Origin of the sequence: Microcoleus sp. C2D2 (genome assembly GCF_036702495.1) — a bacterium.
GTDB lineage: Bacteria > Cyanobacteriota > Cyanobacteriia > Cyanobacteriales > Microcoleaceae > Microcoleus.
This window is the reverse complement of the sequence record NZ_JAUBTO010000043.1, coordinates 23262-42934: the sequence shown is the minus strand read 5'-3', so window position 1 is coordinate 42934 and position 19673 is coordinate 23262. Positions and strand designations below refer to the sequence as shown.

Sequence of the window (19673 nt, the reverse complement as noted above, 5' to 3'; positions counted from 1 at the left end):
AATCGCTAAAAGAAACAAGGAACAGATCAAGAATGGCACGCGCAAAATTTGAACGGACTAAACCCCACGTAAACATCGGCACGATCGGTCACGTTGACCACGGCAAAACAACTTTGACCGCCGCGATTACGATGACTCTCTCTGCACTAGGTCAAGCAAAGGCTAAGAAGTACGACGAAATCGACGCCGCGCCTGAAGAAAAAGCACGGGGTATTACGATTAATACTGCTCACGTGGAATACGAAACCACAACTCGGCACTATGCCCACGTAGATTGTCCCGGACACGCTGACTATGTGAAAAACATGATCACCGGTGCAGCTCAAATGGACGGCGGCATCCTAGTAGTGTCAGCAGCAGACGGTCCCATGCCTCAAACTCGCGAACACATCCTGCTCGCTAAGCAAGTTGGCGTTCCCAGCCTGGTTGTCTTCTTGAACAAAGAAGACATGGTAGACGATGAAGAACTACTAGAATTGGTGGATCTGGAAATTCGGGAACTCCTGAGTTCTTACGATTTTCCTGGCGATGACATCCCCATCGTGACCGGTTCGGGATTGAAAGCTCTCGAAGCGATGATTGCCAATCCCAAGATTACAAAGGGCGAGAATGAGTGGGTTGACAAAATTTACAAGCTGATGGAAGAAGTAGATTCTTACATCCCCACACCAGAGCGCGAAGTTGACAAGCCTTTCTTGATGGCTGTAGAAGACGTATTCTCGATTACTGGTCGGGGTACTGTTGCTACTGGTCGGATTGAGCGCGGCACAATCAAAGTCGGCGAAACAGTAGAAGTGGTTGGCATTAAGGACACTCGCAGCACTACGGTGACTGGTGTGGAAATGTTCACCAAGTCGTTGGATGAAGGCTTGGCCGGCGACAACGTGGGTCTATTGCTCCGGGGGATTTTAAAGGCGGATATTGAAAGAGGGATGGTAATTGCCAAGCCCAAATCCATCAGTCCTCATACTCAGTTTGAATCTGAAGTTTACATCCTCAAAAAGGAAGAAGGTGGCCGTCACACGCCATTTTTCTCGGGCTACCGCCCTCAGTTCTACGTCCGCACAACGGATGTAACTGGTACGATCAACCAGTTCACTGCAGACGACGGCTCGGAAGCTGAAATGGTGATGCCCGGTGACCGCATCAAAATGACTGTTGAACTGATCCACCCGATCGCGATCGAACAAGGAATGCGCTTCGCTATCCGCGAAGGCGGCCGCACCGTCGGCGCCGGCGTTGTTTCCAAAATCCTCAAGTAGGAATCGACTAACACTCTTGAATAGCAGAAAAGCCACCAAATTTAATCAGGCTTTTCTGCTATTTAGTGATTATTTATTAATCATGAGTCCGCAGTTAGCCGTTAGGCCAAACACAACTGCAAATAAACAACAGACAACAGACAGCAAACAACAAACTGAACCTAGAAAATTCAAGAAACCAAAATGGCAACAATTCAACAGCAAAAAATTCGCATTCGCCTCAAAGCTTTCGATCGCCGAATTCTAGACGCATCCTGCGAAAAGATTGTAGATACAGCAAATCGGACAGCAGCCACAGCGATCGGCCCGATTCCCCTACCGACAAAACGGCGGATTTACTGCTTGCTGCGATCGCCCCACGTAGACAAAGATTCTCGCGAACACTTTGAAACCCGCACGCACCGACGCATCATCGACATTCACCAGCCATCAGCCAAAACCATTGACGCTTTGATGAAACTGGATTTGCCAGCCGGCGTAGATATCGAAGTCAAGCTGTAGATTGACCTATCTCAAACGCAGAAAGAAGGAACAAAGGAAAGAGCATTTGTTCCTTCTTTTTGCAGAAAGTTCGAGAGTCATTAGTCATTAGTTATTAGTTATTAGTCATTAGTTATTAGTTATTAGTCATTAGTTATTAGTTATTAGTCATTAGTCATTAGTTATTAGTTATTAGTCATTAGTTATTAGTCATTAGTCATTAGTTATTAGTCAGTAATCAGCAATAATTTCTGGTACGGCGCGAACTTAAATAATTATTCTTAATTAAGGGGGGAGGGTTACACAAACGCTCCTCGCTTCAGTCGCTATCATCGCCTTCAGCATCACTTAGTTCAGCAAATAGGTATATTTAGCATTTTGACGAAATGACGGCTTTGTCAAGCTGCCAGCACGGGCGATCGCGAGCAGTCGATCCCGTTGGCGGCCCAAAAGCCGATCGCTCTTGCGCCGGAATTACTCAAATCAGTTAAAGTAAGAAAAAGAAGCGCAAGTACCGTCACTTTTGAGCGACAATGGCATCCTCTTCCTCTGTAGCAGTTCGCGAACTCCCCTTATTTCCGTTGCCGGAAGTGGTTCTATTTCCAGGTAGACCGCTGCCGCTGCAAATCTTCGAGTTTCGCTATCGAATAATGATGAATACGATTCTGGAGGGCGATCGCCGTTTCGGTGTGCTCATGTGGGACCCCAACCAAAACAAAGTCTCTGCCGTTGGCTGTTGCGCCGAAGTGATTCACTGTCAGCGCCTGCCCGACGATCGCATGAAAATTATGACTCTCGGGCAGCAGCGGTTCCGAGTGCTCGACGCGGTTCGGGAAAAACCGTATTTAGTCGGTCTAGTAGAATGGATTGAAGACGAACCGCCGCAAAAAGACCTCAGACCTTTGGGAAAAGATGTCGAACAACTGCTGAGAGATGTCGTTCGCCTCTCCAGCAAATTGATGGATCAGCCGATCGACCTGCCGGAAGACATTCCCAGTTTGCCCACCGAATTGTCCTATTGGGTAGCCAGCTACCTTTACGGTGCAGCGACAGAACAGCAAACTCTTTTAGAATTACAAGATACTGCAGCGAGGCTGGAACGCGAAACAGAAATTTTGACTTCTACTCGCAATCACTTGGCAGCGAGGACTGTACTTAAAGATACGCTCAAGTAGCCAATTGGCGCAGGAAAAAAGCACAATCGGTGTTGCCTGCATTGAAGCAAGAATTACACACAAATCATTCGATTTTCGATTTTTGATTTTTGATTTTCGATTGACTGATGAACTAAGGGTTTGGATCGCGGGCCTACAGTTCCATTCTTTTTTGGAACTGGTATCTGTTTAATCCTTAACTTCAAACAGGTTCGGATAGGTTCTTTATAGCAGTAAATGCTTGTGTTAGAAAATCTCGACCAACCGAAACCCTACGATGCAGTTAGAGGCGGTCAACTGCCGCCTCCTGTGGGCGGTGTCGTTCTCGGCGGACTAGCAGGAGTTAAACACCGGCTGTCTAGTTCTGTCAGCGAACATCGAATCGCCGCCCTGAGGGAGACATTGAATTACGGCGATGCAGGCTTAAAAATAGTCATCAAGATTTGTCAAAGCGAGACAGGGTCAGTGCAGCGGGCGGCCTGCGATTTGCTGCGAAAAAGACTCAGTTCGATCGCCCGCGAAAAATTACAGGCCTTTGTAGCTTCAAGTTCAGATTCAGAAGCTGAGGTAGACAGCAATCAAAAAATATTAGATCGCTCATCCGGTGCAGTCTCAGAAAAAAATGACGATCGGCAATTGTCCGAAGCAGAGTTAATATTTGAGACAATTACACAGCAGATGCAACCAAATTTGTTGCTGTTAGAAGCATTGGTAGCCTCTGTAGAGCGCGAAGAATTTACCAGCGAACTGATGAATCTTTGGGATCTGTTAATCTTAGAAATTCAGGAACCTCTCAAAGAACTGCGTCAGGCTGTTGGTAGCGCGATTTCCGCCCAACTGCGTATTCAGTGGCTGTACAATCAAGCTGAATCTCAAGCCAATCAGTGGCAGCAGCGAGCTTTGCTAGCCCTTCAGAAAGAGGATGAAAATTCAGTCCGCCTCGCCTTGGATCGCAAGCAGATTCAATTCGATAAGGCGGCAGAACTAAAAATTGACTTAGACGACCAAACTGTGCGAGTAGAAACTCTCAACCGCAACTTGCTGGCTTTGGAAAGTAAGATTGCTGAAGCTAATTCCAAGAAAGAGATACTCAAGATGCAGCTTCATTTTGCTCGGGTACAGGAACAAATAGATTTCACTTTCAGCCAAGTCAATAGTATATTTTTTAGTCCTTAGTTGTCGGATTCTCCGCTTATATATTGCGCGAGTTCAGGCTTGTCTGACGCAAAACTGTATTGTCCCACTGAAAATTGTTGCCTCATCTCGCTTAGCTCCTTCGAGATTAGCACCGCACAAAAATGCCCCGCTCAAATTAGCACCCCTCAAGTCAGCTCCTCTCAAGTCAGCGCCCTCAAGGTTACTTTCACACAAAAAAGCTTTTCTCAAGTTGGCTTTTCTCAGACTCGCTCCCCGCAGTTTAGCCTCGCTTAGATAGGCTTCTTCGAGGTTTGTATTGTCCAAGCAAGCATCTATGAGGTTTGCTTCCATCAAGTTTGCGGTGTACAAGGATGCTCCCCTCAAATTAACACCAATCATTTTGGTGTCGCTCAAGTTGGCGTTTTCCAGGTTTGCCTCAATCATGTCAGCTCCTGTTAATCTCGCAACAGTTAGATCTGCTTGGCTTAGGTTAGCCCCATTTAGTTTGCTCATCACCAGGCAAGCATTCTTGAGGTTGGCACCTATTAAGTTTGCCGCCGTTAGGTTGGCAAAAGCCAAATTGATTTCTTTCAGATTTCCACAAGCTAGATTAATATGCATTAGGAAAGCTTCTCGCAAAGAAGCCTCTTTCAAGTTTGTTTCATGAAAATTTCTTTCTCCGGCTGCGTATCGCTTGAGAAGTTCATCAGCATTCATCTCGCCAGCCTCCTAAGTTTTACTTAAAAAAAAAATTATACTACTGACAGTACACTGTAGCAACCAAAGATTTTTAAAGTTTCTGTGTGATTTTTTAACTCCTCGAGTGCCGATCGAACAAATGCTTGGCAGGCGTTAGCCTCAACGTCCATAAAGAAAATATATTCTCCGAGCGATCGTTTAGTCGGTCTAGATTCAATCCGACTTAAATTAATACCGCGACTGGCAAATACTTGCAAAGGTTTTACCAGTGCTCCCGGCATATTGGCTGGTACGCTAAAAGCTAATGAGGTATGGGTGCAATTAGACGGTGAAGCATCAAGGATCAACTTAGCAGCAGATTTTGTGGTGGATGTAATGGATGAGCGCTGCGCTGGTTCTACGTTGGCGATTTCTCCAACACTCGTGCTGAGTACCCAAAATCTAGTGTAATTATCGGGATAATCATTAATGGGGTGAGCTAACACTGGCAAATTGTAAAGTTCAGCCGCTCTTGGCGAAGAGATCGCGGCTACATTTGTATCTTCCAGATATTGCAACGCTTCCGTAGTTGAATTGGCCGGAATCAATTGAGCTGAGGGAATAAACTGCCCCAACCATAACTGACATTGAGCTAGCGCTTGCGGATGAGAGTAAACTTTTTGAATCTCGTTAAAATTTGTAGCATTAGACACCAGCGCGTGGGAAATTGGCAAAACTAAGGCGTGTTGAATGCGCAGTTGATCGAGTCGCCACAGTGTATCTAGGGTAACCGTCACGCTGCCTTCGATCGAATTTTCGACAGGCACAACTGAATAGTCAACCTGCCCCAAGGCCGATGCCTCTAGCGCCTGGGAAATGGTGGAATAAGGACACAGGGTGCATTCAAAGTTAGTTTCTTGGCTCAACCAATTGACATAAGCTAGAGCGGCTGTTTCTGCATTTGTACCAACAGGGCCCAGATGTGCGATCGAAATTTTCATTTAGAGGCTATTTTAGGTTACAAATGTTTGCTTTACTCTCATGAGCTAGCAAGTATGATGAAAAATTAGCGATGTCCCGAAAGCTTTTATCAGTGATTTCTCGGATAACATTGCTGAGTCCGCGACAAGCGTGCGCGACTTATATCACCTTAAAAAACGTGATAGTTTATTAAGATATGCTATAGAATCCTATACTTTGATATTTTCTCATGTATACCCGCTTTAATGCTTCCCAATCCGTTGAGATCGCCGTACCAGAGGAACGGGTTCCCATTCAACATTATCTGCGCCAGCCGAGGCGACTGGTGAACGCCCTCGTCGATCGAAGTCGCACAGAGCAGCTAAGCGATGAGTGTTTCCGGCTGAAAATGCGGCCGTTACAATTTATGATGCTGAGCATTCAACCCACAGTAGACATGAGGGTGTGGGCTGAGTCGGACGGCACCATCAATTTGGAGTCCGTCGCCTGCGAAATTCGTGGCGTGGGTTATATAAACGATCGCTTTGCTCTCAATCTCAAAGGACAGCTTTGTGTACACCAAAGCAGCGGGGTAGCATACTTGAAGGGAAAAGCGGATTTGGAAGTGCAAGTAGAGTTACCGCCGCCGTTTTGGCTGACGCCCAAACCAATTTTAGAAGCAACGGGCAACGCTTTGCTCAAGAGCGTACTCGTGAGCGTCAAACAGCGGTTGATGTCTCAGTTGCTCTCGGATTACCGTCGGTGGGCAAGCAACGAAACAGAGGTAATATCGATCGATCTCCCCCAAATCTTATCTTTAGAAGGGTGAGAGCCTACTAGAGAAGCTGTTAATTAATTTATAGGCATATTTAGGCAAAAATCAGGCCAGTTACCGAAAAATTAATTAGTTAGATAATCGAATTGCGTACCTTGAGCTTTGTTTGAGTTGGCTTGCAGGGATACATAGCTGCCTGTCAGTCAAGATCGATTTGAGTGAGCCCTCCCTGTTCATCGTCTTCGATGATTCCCACACCCCGAGGCCCTGCAGTTGACCTGTCTTTTGAAACTTCGTCCTTTTGGCGGAGTTCGCGCTGCGGTGGCCTTGTTATTTTGCCCGGTTGATTCGTTGCGCCCACGCGAATCTTGATTTTGGGTCCGGAATTGCCCAAGCGAATTGTCATCCCGTCCACAACTGGCACCTGAGCGATCGGTCTATCATCTACATAAGTGCCGTTAGCACCAAAATTAATAATTTTCCAGTCATTCCCGTGATTCCACAGCTCTACGTGGTGGCGGGAAACTACAGCGCTGTAAATAATTACATCATTGTCGTTCGATCGACCGATCCGAACCACCGGTTCTGATTCAAAACACCAACTTTGAACCGGGACAGACTGGATAGGATGTAACAGAGTTAAGGTAATCACTGATGTTTTGACACTCCGCCGCCAGACAGAAAGGGGGATGCTCCCAGATAGATTTTTTGGGATAAAACCGCAAAAAATTTGATTTTTAAAGGCGCGGTGAGTGCGCCACTATTCCTTCGCTGTGCCGTAAAAGTTGAACTTTTGGCTGCTTGAGGCATTTGAACAAACTTTTGATCCTTAGCTTGGGGCGCCGGGGCAACTTTTTGCTGTCGGAGGTAACAACCAAACACGATGTTATTAATCTGGCGAACTTCCCAGTAATTGAGGGCCGTCTCAACCGCTTGATTAATTGGGTCTGCGATGGAGCGATTGCGCCGATAGGTAAGCTGCTCAATTCGAGCGGCCAAATAACCATTTTCCCGCTGGCGAACCAGAGAATTTAACTCAGACCCGCCGTGGTTGCACCGCTGATTCGAGTTCTCGATTTTGCGACCCTCAACGATCGACGAATCGCTGTTGGTGGAAACAGAAGTTAACCAATTATTAATGCTGGGGTCTCTAGATAAAATACTTGTGGGTTGTATCAAACAGCATAGGTCTTTTGGAGTTGCTAACATTTTCCTTTTTGATGCGATACTTTTAAAATACAATGCTTTGAGGCTCGCTGCAATTCTGAGCGAGAACGCCTCAATCTCCTAAACCGAAAATACAGATCGACCTTCCTCGCGCGCGCCACCCCCACAAGGCGCTCGGCAATTAGTCTCCGAGCGATCGATAAGCCAAAACTTCAGCTCAAATCCGACTCGGCCGGCTCCGGAGCCGGCTCTGGCGGGGCAGATTCATGCCTTTGCCGCTTCAACTCTGCAACTTTTTCTTGAGCTACATCCCTGACTTCTAGAGCTTTATCTTGGAATTTTTCCGCCAGACTTTGAGCGCCCCGCTTCACGCCTGCCACATTTTTGATAGTTCTGTCGAAATCTTCGTGTAAAAACTCTGCTACGAGACCGACTTTTTGGTGCAGTCCCTCCGCGTACTGCTGGGGTTCCGATACAGCAGCTTCAGACACGATCGCCCGCTTGCTGCCGATCGTCGAAATAGCTGCCACCGGTAGCAAGTAAATCCCGTCTAAAACGCCGCGCCAGCCGCTCGATTTAAACAGGTAGTGGATCACTGTACCCGTCCGGACATCAAATAGGTAGTCAACCACCGTACCGGCCTTATTCCCGGAGTCGGTGAGAACCTCAATCCCGATCGGACAAACAGCTTGTTCCGGCCGATCCAATTCCGGCTGTTCCGGGTTAATGGTGACAAAAATATTTTCGCCCACCGTATCAACTTGCGCCCAAGCGAACCAGCGTTTTTTGTTGCCCAAAAGTCCTGACTTGCAAGTAAAGCCGATCGCCCGCCTTGAGTGAGAATCGAGCCAAAGCCGATCTACCCTGCCGACCTCTTCCGCCGTTGAGCGGTCGATCGTGCGGCGGTTGAGCAGTTCGCTGCGCCTAACAATCTGTTGTGATGTACTCATAAATAAACTCCTGAGTGCCGCGATCGTGAAAAATGTCGATCGTCCAAAGATCCCGATTTAATATTCTTCTTCCGAATAATTGCGAGTATTCTCTGCCTCCGTTAACTCCTCCTCTTCCCTGGAAGTGCCAACTTCTTGTTGGTTGGGAATAGGAATAGTGGTAATGTGCGCGCCGCCCGAAGGATCGTGAATTGCTTTAGCATCCCTTGGCTTGACGGTCCGAAGCCCTAACTCGACTGAGGACGGATGCGGGCCGACGTTGATTTGAATTTTCGGACCCGAGCGAGCCAAGTGAACGATCAGACCGTCCACAACGGGAACCTTAACGATCGGCTTACCATCGAGGTAAGTGCCGTTGGTACCTAAATTGATCAGTTCCCAAGTTATGCCGCTGCGCCGCAATTCGATGTGGCGACGAGAAACCACAGCGCTAAAAAGAACGACGTGGTTTTCCGTCGATCGTCCGAGCCGGACGACCTGCTCGTCTTCAAAGGTCCAACTGCGGACGGGTATAGACTGGAGTGGATGTAGCAAGGTCAGCTTAATCACATTGGCAGCATTGAGTTTTGGTAGAGCCCCTCAAGATGCGATTTTAGATTTTAGACTTTCGATCGCCCAATCCAAACTCGATCTAAGAGATTTGAAATAAAAACGTAACCAGGTCTCCTTTGCCCAGAGATATGCGGTCTCCCGGTCGCAACCTGTGTCGGTTTCCCTGGGGCAGCGGAGTATTGTTGACGTAAGTGCCGTTGGAACTGCCTACATCTTCTAGGTAGCAAGCATCTCCCTCCACCCGGAGATTTGCGTGTACCCGAGAAACTATCTCAGAATTAGCAAATCCAGAAACATCAATATCCGGTGGCACTAAGTCATTTGGCTTGCCTATGTGAACCACAGACAGACTGTGAGGCAATTCCATCGGCGTATTTGTCTGAACGTGTAGCAGGCGCGCCGACTGCTGTTGCAGTTGAGTTTTAGCTACACCTGCAGGCTGCAGGCCGCGAACCGGGGGAGAGGTATTTACTGGTGTTGCCACCGATTCAGTTGTAACAGGAACCGAGGGCGAAGGCGGGGGATCTGGAATCGTAGGAATGCTGGGGGGAATTTTTTCCAAGTTGGGCCCCTTATTTAGGGTAACTAGAGGTTCCATTGCCATCAGGGGTTCGGTTGGCGCTAAATCCGGCGCCCGTGACGATACCACTGTCGGACCCACAGGCGAGGGGGACGGTACTTTCACCTCAACTTCTGGAACTATGGAACCCGGACGCAAGTTAAAGCCACACTGACCGCAAAATGCTGCATCTGTCTGAACCGCTGCACCGCAGTTCGAGCAACTTGCGGTAACAGGTAAAGGCGTGTAGCAAGCCTCGCACTGGCTGGCCCCGTCGGGGTTCTGGTGATTGCAATTGGGACAGACAATCATCGATTTCTCCTTGCTATCGGCCAGATTTTCAAATCAGCCTCATAAAACTACTGGTGTATATGGTCAAATTTTAACTTTAACCGCCACAATTCTTATATTGCTTCGCTAATACTAGGAACTGAGCTGACGCCGTGACGTTCGCGGTGATGGGCCCTCTTGGGTTGGTGATACTGCTGATTGTGTTGGCACGCGATCGGATCTGTCTGCTATTTTACGGAGGAGCCAGCAGCCGCATCGAGCAGCCACCAAAGTTCGCCTTCTGGTTGAACGAGTCTGGCTGGATAGGTCATTTCGTCCGCTGCGGGGGCAAAAATTTGAGCCAGGGCGGGTTGTTTGCTGGCTCCTGCGACCATGAAGATGACGCACCGGGCGCGGTTGATTAAGGGGACTGTAAAGGTGATGCGGGGTTGACCGTCTTTGTTGCCGACAGTTACTAGGGCGTCCCGGACTTGCAAGGCTGCTGTGCCGGGAAATAGAGAGGCTGTGTGGGCGTCGTCCCCTATACCCAATAGAATGATGTCGAAAGCAGGAAACTCGCCATCGGATGCTTTGAAGAACTGCTGCAATTCGATTTGGTACGCCGAGGCGTCGGCTGCGGGGTCGCCGGCGCCTGTGGGCATGGGGTGGATGTTGCTGGCGGGGATATTTACTCGATCGAGCCACGCCAGGCGCGCCATTTTTTGATTGCTGTCCGGGTGTTCTGGGGGAACGTAGCGTTCGTCGCCCCAGAAAACGTGAATTTTGTCCCAAGGCAGGTCTTGGGCACAGAGCGATCTGTAGAGCGGTTCGGGTGTGCTTCCGCCCGCGGCGGCGATCGTACAAACTCCGCGTTCTGCTATGGCGGAGTGGATTTTTGACAGGACAATCCCGAGCGATCGATCTATTAATTCTTCCCGATTTGCTAATACTTCTACTATTTTTTTCATCAATTTCCTCTCTCTCTTTCCTTGGGTGTTGTTCTGAGCAATTGCCAATTTTGCCTTGACATTTTGCCTTGACATTTTGCTTTCAGGTCCCTCGGCTGACACGCCCGGCAGGCCGGGCAGCGCGTCCCATCAAATTTTATCATCTTATCCCCCTTGATTTGAGGAAAGCAAGACATATCTCTACCAGTGCGTTAGGGATTTTCACCTGTTGCATTGATCTTTCGCAACTTTCAATCAAAAGTCCGATCGCACAGGGAGCATCTGCGCTCCGAGTAAAAAGCGTTTTGTGGGAGTGGTCGGGAACAGCAAAGTTACATATAGCGAGACGATCGCACAGGGACAGTAAAAGCACAACCGATATGCTCCCGATCGCACTTACCCCGGGACAGCAAAAATAATCAACATCGATGTGGTAGAGTAGGAAAAATAGTTTTAAATCCGCAGGCTCGGATGGAAGCAAAACTATGTCAAGTTTTAAGCGATTTAAATCTGTCCGCTATCTGATAGCGCGGTTGCGCCACTGGACGCAACCGGCGGTTTGGGCTCCGCTAGCCGTGCTGTGTGCGGGGGGGGTATTTATCTGGGAGGTCTCTGTAAATCCAGAAAGGTTGAGCATAGATGGGCAAGAAGAAGCAGCCTCAAACAATTCAGGTTCGCTGCCGGGGCTGTCTGCGGAAGATAGCGCCATTGCGGCGGAAATCGACAGCTTACCAGTGCTAGTCAATCAGTTAAATGGCTCTACTTCTTCTCAACAGAACTTGTTAAATTCATCAGTAGTAAAAAGCCAAGGTTTATTCGAGGAAATTAGCGCTCGGGGCCTCGGAATTCCTCAGCCATCTTCAGCCCCCAAGCGGGTGGCAAGCAGCAGATTTTTGCCCTTGCCAAATGTAGCAAATCCTGCTGTGGGAACCGCAAACAATAACCCGCAAAATTCCAGCTTGCCAAGTTCAGACGCGACATCAGCTTTGAGTTTATTTGGCAGTGGGGGACTGATGTCCGGGATCAAAACGATCGAGCCTGAGTCTGGGGGTAGAGCGACAGCAACTTTATCCCAGGCCTCGAGTGGTGCTAATTCAGGCCAACAAAACGAAAATTCTCTTCCTTTGAGTCCGCTGCAAGCAGCTATGAAAAAATACGTCGTTACTAACACGGAGGCAACGGCGGCTGCGGCGAAGAAAACTGCCGACTCGGCTACATTGCTCGATCGACCGGCCCGGGATCCGGCTGCGGCAAATGCGGCAAATTTGCTCCCAACGACCGCTAAACCTCAAGGTGGAGCAAATCCTGTGAATGTTCCCGCAGTACTTCCCCCACTTGCGGCTCCGACAAATACTGCGATCGAGGAATCTCTTAAATTATTAAACCCGACAGCTACAGTCACTGAATCATTTGCTGGGTTAAATTCCAGAGTACCGAACCTCCCCGAAATTAATGCAGGGGCTGCAACGGTGGCTTTGCCGAAAAATCCCTACCAAACTAATTTATCTGGTTCCGGCTTCGCACCTGAAGTTCAACCTGCTGCACTTCCAGTCGCCACACCAACGCCCTTACCTCTACTTCCCAATGTCGGACAGTCCCCGTTTCCGAGTGGGATTGGTCGAAGCAAGATAATTAGCCCTCAATTCTCTCCTAATTCAGCGAATTCTGAATTTCAACCATCTCAACCGAGTCAGCTTAACTTGCCCGATCCGCCTAACTTTGGAGTCGTTCCCCAAAACACAAATCAGGGCGTGCAGCCAATGCAACCGCAACCTTTTGCTACACCCCGGTCCCTGACTCCGGGACGCTACATTGGCGGCGGCGAAATCAATACTTTTGCTAATCCTTAAATAAACGAAGTTCGGCAACGAAAACCATATTACCAATTCCCAATTCCCAATTACGCATTCCCATGTTATTGGTAAAACTTACCGAGAAGCAGCCCGCACCAACAACAATCCCCCGATTCCCAAGCCAAACACGATCGGCAGCCAAGCTGACAGAATCGGAGTCAAAACAGCTTTCACGCCCATAGAACTGGTGATGAAAGAAAATACGTAGTAAGCAAAAATCACAACTACGCTAATACCAAAACTCGTTCCTCGACCGGAGCGGCGCGGTTGAGTTCCCAAAGCGGCTCCCACTAAACCAAATACCATGCACACGAAAGGAAAAGCATATTTTTCTTGAATTCGCACCTGTAATTTGCGAATTTGCGGTTCGTCGCCGCTGTTTTTAAGGATATCCAAACGCTCTAAAGCTTGGGCAATGTTCATTTCCTTGAAATCCCGCGCTCTAGCAGCTAAATCTAAGGGCGTGCGGGGGAGTTGCAACTGCTGGTGTTGAAACCTAACTATATTGCGGTAAGAGCCGTCAGGAGCAACTATATAAGCGGTTCCGTTGAAAAAATCCCAGGTATTTTCTGAGGGATTCCAAGTAGCTGATTCTGAAGAAACGATTTGATTGAGGCCTGGGGTGGAGCGATCGATAATTGTTAAACCTTTCATTCGCTGGCCGTCAAACTGTTCTGCATAAAAAAAGCGGGCTAGGGTTTCGTCGCCGCCTTTTTCTGGTTTGCGAAATTCTGTGTAGATAATATTTCTATCTTGAAATATCGGTTTTTCTCGCTTCAGGGCTCTGTCTAAAGTCAGAGTAGCTCTGTAGCTGGCGGCGGGTACGACTAACTCTTGCAAAGCAAAGGTGAAGCCGGCAACAATTAAACTCATAATCACTGCGGGCAGCATCAATCGGTAAACGCTAACTCCGCAACTGCGGAGGGCGATGAGTTCGCTGTCGCTGGACATTCGGCTGTAGGCCATTAAGGTTGCTAGCAGCATTGACATGGGGAAAGCCAATACTACGAAGTAGGGAATTTGCAGGAGAAAAATTTCTATGGCGGCGCTGTAGGGGAGGCCGGATTCTGTTACTCTGCGGACTAATTCAAATAAGGCTCCAACTGTGACGGCGACGGATGTAAAGAGTCCGACGCCAAAGAGAAATGGCCCGATTAGTTCTTTGGTAATGTACCAGTCCATTACTGAAATTCTCGGCAGCCAGTTGATGGGATTCAAAGAATTGGATATTGCTATTTTCATAGTGGCGCGTTGTCGCAGATTGCTCCTCAATCTAACATCTAAAATCTCAAATTCGACGGTTTGCCGAAGGCATTCAAAAGACTATCGCACGAAGCTGTCGCCCAAGTAATACTGCCGCACTAAAGGGTTGCTGTAGAGTTCTTCTTCAGCCCCGGAGGCTAAAATTTGGCCGTCTCGCATGATGTAGGCTCGATCGGTAATTTCGAGGGTTTCTCGGACGTTGTGATCGGTGATGAGGATGCCGATTTTGCGATCGCGCAGTTTAGCAATAATGGTTTGAATTTCGTCTACGGCGATCGGATCGACGCCTGCAAACGGTTCGTCTAAAAATAGGAACATCGGCCCGTCTCGCCCTGCGGCTAATGCTCTGGCCAGTTCAGTCCGCCGCCTTTCTCCCCCTGAGATTTGAATTCCCAAACTCGATGCTATTTTTTCTAAGCGAAATTCTTGCAACAGGAAATCGACTCGCTCGCGCCATTCCCAGCGCGGCACTTGAGTTTGTTCTAGGACTAACAAAATGTTGTCGCGCACGCTCATGTTCCGGAAAATGCTTGCTTCTTGAGCGAGATAGCCAATTCCCAAATGCGCTCGCTGGTGCATCGCCAATTTAGTGATGTCTAAATCGTTTAGCCAAACGGTGCCTTGATTTGGTTTTTCTAATCCGGTTGCTATGTAAAATGTTGTGGTTTTACCGGCACCGTTGGGGCCGAGCAGTCCTACTATTTCTCCTTGGGCTACCGAAAGGTTGACGCGACTGACTACATTGCGTTTTCCGTAGGATTTGTGAATATTTTCGAGTACAATTTTCATTTTCGCTCCCGGCAACCTCTACAAGCTAAATTTCAGACTGCAGCTTTGTGCGATCGAGTCTCAAGTTGATATTTTACAATCTCCAGTTTTTTAATTTATAAAAGAGGAAATTTCGCATCTATCCCAAGTAGTATGTTTTACCGATGCGAAATTTCGATGCCACCAGCTATTTTTACCTGGGAGCTGTTTGGGGGCTTGCGGGCGGTTTAACAGCGGGCTGAGGATTTACTGGGGGACGTTGGGAGCCAACTGCATTTTGGGCTGCTGCATCTTGCTCTGGGGCAACCAGATAGACCGATTCTACCTGTCCTGGGTTGTCCGGCAGGGCAATAAACCGCCCTTCGTCGATGAGGTATGTTATGGTTTCACCGCGCAGGCTGTTGCCCTGCTGCAAGACGTAAACATCTCCACTGAGAATGATCCGGCGCTCGCGGCTGAAGTATTGAGCTTGAGCTGCGGTTGCTTGTATTTGGCGGGCTGGATAGTTGATTTGGACGTTGCCGCGGGCTGTCACGATGCCGGTTTTGGAGTCGGCTTCTTGAATGTCCGATCGCACACTGAGAGTGCGGGGCGGCCCGGCTTGCGGGTAAGTGGGAGAGGCAATCGCGCCTGCCAGAGTGAGGGGCAACAGCAGCGATAATCCTTTGAATATTCGGGAATTGAGCAGTTTAGCGGAGGGCATCATAAGCTTGGAGCCTCAAAATTTTTGAAATTGCTGAAGGGCATTATCTCCAGTTAGGTATTTTATCTTAACGGTCAGAAAGATTTTCGTGAGATCGATCTATTGACCCGAGAGTCTCAACCAATTATCCTAGCAAGACAACCGCGAATTTTATTGGCTGTTTTGCTGAGTGGCTGGAACTGTCTTGACCGGGAACGGGCAAGATGCTTGTTCCACAGCAAATCAATCTGCTTGTGCAGCGGGCAAGAAAGCCAGCCATCCTCTGTGTAGAGCCAAAGTCTGCTGCACACCCTAATACAAACATTTATTTAACCTTTATTTAACTTTTTGGTACTTTGATAATTCGCGGCAATTGCAAGCCTGCGACTTCTGTACCTGTTACAAGCGGCACAAATTCTGCTACTTCTTCCGGGCCAGCTTGTTGCAAAGCGCTCAAAAGTTTAGCACTTTGTGCGAGCAAGTCTTCTACGGCAATTCCGGCATAGATCGGCTGATAATAACTGAGCCGATTTATTCCTTCTCCCAGCAAGATTACTGCACCGCGCCAGTTGTGATTTCCTAAGTGATAAAGCGCGACGGCAATTTGCAATATTCCCTGATAAAACCTTTTTTCCGGCTCGCCAGCTTCCATCCACAAAGCCTCTAAAGTATCGTGACAAGCGTAAAATTCTTGGCTGTTAAACTGTTCGATACCTTGCCAAAAGTCGAGCGGGATTTCCTCTGTCATTCGATTGGAGATGGGGAATTTTCGATTGCGGATGTGTGTTTGAGTAGGCGGCGATCGATTTTTTTTTAATAGCTAAGTCTTAAAAATAGGAAAAATAACGACCTATTTTCAAAACTATTGCCATTTCACGACCGCCTACTTAACCGATTACATAGTGTCTCTGACAGCTTGAATCTGATCCATTCCTATTTCCTGATTAGTTCCAGCGAAATCGTTATCTGGCGTCAGAAATAACATACAGTGACACTCTTTGCGCTCGCGCATGGGAATGCAGGGACAGTTCCAGTAGGCGGCTTTTACTTCGGCTTCTTTATCTTCGTAATGGCGACAAGGGCATAAGGGAGCGCCTAGTTCATCCTTGTGTTTTGCTAATCCTTCTATCACGACAGCAGTGACGGAAGGCTCGGAACAAAAGTATGTTCCCGTTCGCTTGGCATAGGTTTCGGAGAAATTCTTCATCGCCTCCAAAGTTTTTTCGTTGGAGAGTTTAGATTTTTCTGTTGTGTTCTCTGTTGTGTTCATAGTTTAGGATCGGAGTTGAGGATGCTACGAGCTTTTAACAATTGTAGCGCAGAAGGTGATTTTAAACACTTGTATATTTCTGTTTACTTACAAGGAGGAAAACCTTGACAAAGATTGAGTTTTAGGTTGTTGGTTTTTTACTGATTTTTGTGTATCCCCGAGGGCGCGGGAAACTGGCGGCAGACCCGGTTTTTGAAGCAGGCAAAAGATTTGGGCGCTCGATCGCCCTCAACAATCATCCCCCAAAGGGGATAAAAATCGGATAAGATAGCACAGCCCTCTCCCTGTTAGTGGCATCTGATGGCAACTTCCCCGAACCGCACCCACAGCAAAAAATCTCCTCCCTCTGGGCTGATTTGGCCGGATGACACCGAGTTAGTCGGATTAGTGTTTGAATTGACCCCCCGCGCTGCTAGCTATCTGTACGCGCAGTATGCTATAGGTTTGCACGCTTGGTTTTTAGGTCAAGTACACCAAACTGACCCGGATTTATCGAAACTTTTGCACGATGAACAGTCAGAAAAAGCCTTTACTATTTCGGGATTGGAAGGTGATTTGCTCCCCGGTGGCAAAGAATTTCAGCTTGTGGGCGATCGAATTTATCGCTGGTACGTAACAGGACTTTCAAAGCCAGTAGTGCAGTGGCTGAGTCAGTGGCTGCAAAATTTGCCCGAAGAGATAGATTTGCGAAATTCTCCCCTGCTAATTCGCTCTTGGAATATTGCTTTTGAGCCCACAAATTACCAGCAATTATTAACAGCAGAACCCCCCTTTTCGCCAACCATCAAACTTAGTTTTGTGAGTCCTACAAGCTTTCGTAGCAAAGGCCATCACTTCCCTTTGCCAGTTCCAGAAAATGTTTTTCACAGCTATTTGCGCCGCTGGAATAACTTTTCGGGGGTGAATTTTGACCGAGCAGAATTTTTGAATTGGATTGATGAAAATGCAATTATTAGCCGCCACAAATTGGAGTCGCAAAAGGTAGCGGCGGGCAAAAAAGGCATGGTAACGGGATTCACTGGGGCTGTGGAATTTGGGCTAGGGCGATCGGCTCACAATCGCCCTGATTTGGTACAATTATTTTATGCTTTGGGGCGGTTAGCGCCTTATTGCGGCACTGGTCACAAAACAACTTTTGGATTGGGACAAACGCGAGCACAATGGTTGACAGAAGCGCTACCTGAAGTGTCGATACAAAGCGTATTGGCGGCGCGAATAGATGAATTGACACAGAAGTTTATGGCGCACAGAAAGCGTACAGGCGGAAGTCGCGCTGCTGAGATTGCTGAAACTTGGGCGACGATTTTGGCGCGCCGGGAATTGGGGGAATCTTTGTTGGATATTGCTGCTGATTTGGAAATGCCTTATGAAACTGTGAAAACTTATGTGAAGTTGGCAAGAAGGGCTTTGAAAGTTGAGGATTAAGGTTAAATTGATTTGTAAATGAGATTTGTTTTACGAACCGCGAAGGCGCGAAGGGCGCGAAGGAGGAGAAGATGATTTATTTGTTAGCGTTTTGGGTAAATAGGTATATGTCGTCTCGCTGATATTTTAGTTGAAATTGAGGGGTGTTTTTTAGTTGAGTTATGAGGTTTTCCACAAAAGCTCGATCGCTCATCCAGCCAGGATATCTGAGGTTCAGCAATACATAATCAAATTCTGCGAGATTTGCAGGCGGCGCGTGAGCCTGAGTTAATTTTACTACAGGGCGGTGCGCTAAGTGCGGAGCAATCTGAGCAGTTGTTAAAACACTGCCTTTGGTTTCAACAAGAGAAATTGCCTCTTTGGTAGCTGGCAAAGTGTCGAGCCCTTTTAAATAAATAGTCCAAAAATAGCCGTATTTCGCTAAAGCTAAGAAAGCAATCAACGACCAAATTACAATGACTCTAGGCAATGGATAATTAGGAAGTGGCAATCTATCAAATATTGTCTTTCCCTTTTGCTGATTGCTATATGCTAAACTGGAAATTACGGCAACCACCAAAAACGGCAATATCGGCACAGAATATTGATGAATTAAATCCCGCTGAGCGGGGATATCGGAAAGAATATTCATCGCCAACATCGGCACAGCACTAATTAAAGATGACAGATGACGCGGGGACAGCCACCAAATTACTGGTAATAGCAATAACGCTAAATATTCAAAAGTTTCTAAAGAAAACAAACGCTCTAAAACTAGATTTGGTTTCACTATTAAATTAATAGCAATTTCCAAAACCGAGTTTCCCAAATATTGATATCGCCCGATTCCCGCGTGTTCTCTTCCCTGATTAAAATACGGTATAACTGCCTGAGTAGCTACCAGGAACCAACCCGCGCCTAGAAATAGAGCTATGAGCCCACAATTGCGTTTTTTGTCAAAACACAACAGCCACAAACCCATCGCAGCCACAGTTAAAGATAGCACGGCTTTGCACATCAAAACTAATACAATAGCAGCACAAAACCACAAGGTTTTATTCAGCCTAGCGGCTAAGATTGCTGCTAGCAGTGCTGGTAAAGCAATTACTTCTGGGTGGAAGTCGAAGAGATTGACATTAAATACTAATGGATACAGGAGGTAAATACAGGCGATCGCCCAAGATATGCTATTATTTAATCCGGCTTGACGTGCCAAACTCCAACTCGGCCAAGCGCCTAAAGCTAGGGCAACAGCTTGCACTAAAAAAAGCCAGTGAATATCTGGATATATTTTGTAAAGTAAAGCTAGTGGATAGAAAATAAAAGCGGCGTGATCTCCCCAAATATTTATTGCCATTAAAGAGGAAAATGGCGTTTGGTTTTGGGAGAGTAAATAAATTGCTTGGTCAAAAATTGCTAAGTCGAATGCAGTTGACTGAAACAAAGCGTGCCGCGCGCTGCTGGCGGTAAATAAGACTATCGTTGTCACGACAATCATTAAAAATACTGGATGAGATTTTAGGGATTTTAAAGTTAGCATTT

21 protein-coding genes are annotated in these 19673 nt (G+C 47.4%); 7 read left to right on the top strand and 14 right to left on the bottom strand.

The features are described 5' to 3' along the window. Positions 1-32: 32 nt before the first annotated feature. From tuf to QUB61_RS16035, 4 genes are all read left to right on the top strand, one after another. A complete protein-coding gene (tuf, locus tag QUB61_RS16050) occupies positions 33-1262 on the top strand; it encodes an elongation factor Tu (RefSeq protein WP_333129369.1) in 1230 nt (409 codons plus the stop codon). A 183-nt stretch (positions 1263-1445) separates the two neighbouring features. Continuing rightward, the gene (gene rpsJ, locus QUB61_RS16045) at positions 1446-1763 is read left to right on the top strand and encodes a 30S ribosomal protein S10 (protein ID WP_006632193.1); all 318 of its coding nucleotides are present in this window, start codon (positions 1446-1448) and stop codon (positions 1761-1763) included. A 512-nt stretch (positions 1764-2275) separates the two neighbouring features. After that, complete coding sequence (locus QUB61_RS16040; RefSeq protein WP_006632192.1) at positions 2276-2917, top strand: LON peptidase substrate-binding domain-containing protein; 642 nt, start codon at positions 2276-2278, stop codon at positions 2915-2917. A gap of 216 nt (positions 2918-3133) precedes the next feature. Further along, positions 3134-4072 carry a PspA/IM30 family protein gene (locus QUB61_RS16035; RefSeq protein ID WP_333129371.1) on the top strand — a complete coding sequence of 313 codons (939 nt, stop codon included), beginning with the start codon at positions 3134-3136 and terminating at the stop codon, positions 4070-4072. 33 nt (positions 4073-4105) lie between these two features. Here QUB61_RS16035 and QUB61_RS16030 read toward each other — a convergent pair whose 3' ends face one another. Together QUB61_RS16030 and pheA are read right to left on the bottom strand one after the other, a co-directional pair. Continuing rightward, the gene (locus QUB61_RS16030; RefSeq protein WP_333129374.1) at positions 4106-4750 is read right to left on the bottom strand and encodes a pentapeptide repeat-containing protein; all 645 of its coding nucleotides are present in this window, start codon (positions 4748-4750) and stop codon (positions 4106-4108) included. 35 nt (positions 4751-4785) lie between these two features. Further along, on the bottom strand, positions 4786-5712 hold the full coding sequence (gene pheA, locus QUB61_RS16025; protein WP_333129377.1) for a prephenate dehydratase: 927 nt from the start codon (positions 5710-5712) through the stop codon (positions 4786-4788). Positions 5713-5921: 209 nt separating this feature from the next. On the opposite strand from pheA, the gene QUB61_RS16020 reads away from it, so the two are divergent. Next, complete coding sequence (locus QUB61_RS16020) at positions 5922-6500, top strand: DUF1997 domain-containing protein (protein ID WP_333129379.1); 579 nt, start codon at positions 5922-5924, stop codon at positions 6498-6500. A 145-nt stretch (positions 6501-6645) separates the two neighbouring features. Here the strand turns inward: QUB61_RS16020 and QUB61_RS16015 are convergent, their stop codons facing one another. The 6 genes from QUB61_RS16015 to pgl all read right to left on the bottom strand — a co-directional run bounded on the left by QUB61_RS16015 (position 6646) and on the right by pgl (position 10912). After that, positions 6646-7098, bottom strand: coding sequence for an FHA domain-containing protein (locus tag QUB61_RS16015; RefSeq protein ID WP_333129381.1), 453 nt, complete (start codon positions 7096-7098; stop codon positions 6646-6648). Beyond that, positions 7095-7655, bottom strand: coding sequence for a hypothetical protein (locus QUB61_RS16010; protein WP_333129383.1), 561 nt, complete (start codon positions 7653-7655; stop codon positions 7095-7097). The genes QUB61_RS16015 and QUB61_RS16010 overlap by 4 nt, the downstream gene beginning before the upstream one ends. A 170-nt stretch (positions 7656-7825) precedes the next feature. Then, positions 7826-8563, bottom strand: a complete 738-nt coding sequence (locus tag QUB61_RS16005) for a PRC-barrel domain-containing protein (protein ID WP_333129384.1) — start codon at positions 8561-8563, stop codon at positions 7826-7828. A 57-nt stretch (positions 8564-8620) separates the two neighbouring features. Beyond that, a complete protein-coding gene (locus QUB61_RS16000) occupies positions 8621-9097 on the bottom strand; it encodes an FHA domain-containing protein (protein ID WP_445300244.1) in 477 nt (158 codons plus the stop codon). Positions 9098-9194: 97 nt separating this feature from the next. Next, positions 9195-9986: an FHA domain-containing protein gene (locus QUB61_RS15995; protein WP_333129390.1), complete on the bottom strand. Its 792-nt coding sequence runs from the start codon at positions 9984-9986 to the stop codon at positions 9195-9197. 206 nt (positions 9987-10192) lie between these two features. Continuing rightward, positions 10193-10912, bottom strand: coding sequence for a 6-phosphogluconolactonase (gene pgl, locus QUB61_RS15990; RefSeq protein WP_333129451.1), 720 nt, complete (start codon positions 10910-10912; stop codon positions 10193-10195). Positions 10913-11376: 464 nt separating this feature from the next. Between pgl and QUB61_RS15985 the strand changes: the two genes are divergently transcribed. After that, positions 11377-12741, top strand: a complete 1365-nt coding sequence (locus tag QUB61_RS15985) for a hypothetical protein (protein WP_333129392.1) — start codon at positions 11377-11379, stop codon at positions 12739-12741. A gap of 78 nt (positions 12742-12819) precedes the next feature. Here the strand turns inward: QUB61_RS15985 and QUB61_RS15980 are convergent, their stop codons facing one another. The 5 genes from QUB61_RS15980 to QUB61_RS15960 all read right to left on the bottom strand — a co-directional run bounded on the left by QUB61_RS15980 (position 12820) and on the right by QUB61_RS15960 (position 16727). Continuing rightward, on the bottom strand, positions 12820-13986 hold the full coding sequence (locus QUB61_RS15980) for an LptF/LptG family permease (protein WP_333129394.1): 1167 nt from the start codon (positions 13984-13986) through the stop codon (positions 12820-12822). Between the two features lie 81 nt (positions 13987-14067). Continuing rightward, the gene (gene lptB / locus QUB61_RS15975) at positions 14068-14796 is read right to left on the bottom strand and encodes an LPS export ABC transporter ATP-binding protein (protein ID WP_333129396.1); all 729 of its coding nucleotides are present in this window, start codon (positions 14794-14796) and stop codon (positions 14068-14070) included. Positions 14797-14968: 172 nt separating this feature from the next. Further along, positions 14969-15481 carry an LptA/OstA family protein gene (locus QUB61_RS15970; protein ID WP_333129398.1) on the bottom strand — a complete coding sequence of 171 codons (513 nt, stop codon included), beginning with the start codon at positions 15479-15481 and terminating at the stop codon, positions 14969-14971. A gap of 316 nt (positions 15482-15797) precedes the next feature. Beyond that, complete coding sequence (locus QUB61_RS15965) at positions 15798-16205, bottom strand: DUF309 domain-containing protein (protein ID WP_333129400.1); 408 nt, start codon at positions 16203-16205, stop codon at positions 15798-15800. Positions 16206-16352: 147 nt separating this feature from the next. Further along, positions 16353-16727, bottom strand: a complete 375-nt coding sequence (locus QUB61_RS15960; protein ID WP_333129403.1) for a ferredoxin-thioredoxin reductase catalytic domain-containing protein — start codon at positions 16725-16727, stop codon at positions 16353-16355. A 300-nt stretch (positions 16728-17027) separates the two neighbouring features. On the opposite strand from QUB61_RS15960, the gene cas6 reads away from it, so the two are divergent. Beyond that, the gene (gene cas6 / locus QUB61_RS15955) at positions 17028-18152 is read left to right on the top strand and encodes a CRISPR-associated endoribonuclease Cas6 (protein WP_333129405.1); all 1125 of its coding nucleotides are present in this window, start codon (positions 17028-17030) and stop codon (positions 18150-18152) included. A gap of 76 nt (positions 18153-18228) precedes the next feature. On the opposite strand, the gene QUB61_RS15950 is transcribed toward cas6, so the two are convergent. Further along, positions 18229-19671, bottom strand: a complete 1443-nt coding sequence (locus QUB61_RS15950; protein WP_333129407.1) for a DUF2079 domain-containing protein — start codon at positions 19669-19671, stop codon at positions 18229-18231. Positions 19672-19673: the final 2 nt, after the last annotated feature.

Bases quoted from the DNA above. Each gene is read 5' to 3' on its own strand.
- QUB61_RS16035 (WP_333129371.1), top strand. From the start codon at position 3,134: ATGCTTGTGTTAGAAAATCTCGACCAACCGAAACCCTACGATGCAGTT.
- QUB61_RS16030 (WP_333129374.1), bottom strand. From the start codon at position 4,750: ATGAATGCTGATGAACTTCTCAAGCGATACGCAGCCGGAGAAAGAAAT.
- QUB61_RS15980 (WP_333129394.1), bottom strand. From the start codon at position 13,986: ATGAAAATAGCAATATCCAATTCTTTGAATCCCATCAACTGGCTGCCG.
- rpsJ (WP_006632193.1), top strand. From the start codon at position 1,446: ATGGCAACAATTCAACAGCAAAAAATTCGCATTCGCCTCAAAGCTTTC.
- QUB61_RS16010 (WP_333129383.1), bottom strand. From the start codon at position 7,655: ATGTTAGCAACTCCAAAAGACCTATGCTGTTTGATACAACCCACAAGT.
- QUB61_RS15950 (WP_333129407.1), bottom strand. From the start codon at position 19,671: ATGCTAACTTTAAAATCCCTAAAATCTCATCCAGTATTTTTAATGATT.
- QUB61_RS15965 (WP_333129400.1), bottom strand. From the start codon at position 16,205: ATGACAGAGGAAATCCCGCTCGACTTTTGGCAAGGTATCGAACAGTTT.
- QUB61_RS15960 (WP_333129403.1), bottom strand. From the start codon at position 16,727: ATGAACACAACAGAGAACACAACAGAAAAATCTAAACTCTCCAACGAA.
- QUB61_RS16005 (WP_333129384.1), bottom strand. From the start codon at position 8,563: ATGAGTACATCACAACAGATTGTTAGGCGCAGCGAACTGCTCAACCGC.
- QUB61_RS15985 (WP_333129392.1), top strand. From the start codon at position 11,377: ATGTCAAGTTTTAAGCGATTTAAATCTGTCCGCTATCTGATAGCGCGG.
- QUB61_RS15970 (WP_333129398.1), bottom strand. From the start codon at position 15,481: ATGATGCCCTCCGCTAAACTGCTCAATTCCCGAATATTCAAAGGATTA.
- lptB (WP_333129396.1), bottom strand. From the start codon at position 14,796: ATGAAAATTGTACTCGAAAATATTCACAAATCCTACGGAAAACGCAAT.
- tuf (WP_333129369.1), top strand. From the start codon at position 33: ATGGCACGCGCAAAATTTGAACGGACTAAACCCCACGTAAACATCGGC.
- QUB61_RS16020 (WP_333129379.1), top strand. From the start codon at position 5,922: ATGTATACCCGCTTTAATGCTTCCCAATCCGTTGAGATCGCCGTACCA.
- pheA (WP_333129377.1), bottom strand. From the start codon at position 5,712: ATGAAAATTTCGATCGCACATCTGGGCCCTGTTGGTACAAATGCAGAA.
- QUB61_RS15995 (WP_333129390.1), bottom strand. From the start codon at position 9,986: ATGATTGTCTGTCCCAATTGCAATCACCAGAACCCCGACGGGGCCAGC.
- pgl (WP_333129451.1), bottom strand. From the start codon at position 10,912: ATGAAAAAAATAGTAGAAGTATTAGCAAATCGGGAAGAATTAATAGAT.
- QUB61_RS16040 (WP_006632192.1), top strand. From the start codon at position 2,276: ATGGCATCCTCTTCCTCTGTAGCAGTTCGCGAACTCCCCTTATTTCCG.
- cas6 (WP_333129405.1), top strand. From the start codon at position 17,028: ATGGCAACTTCCCCGAACCGCACCCACAGCAAAAAATCTCCTCCCTCT.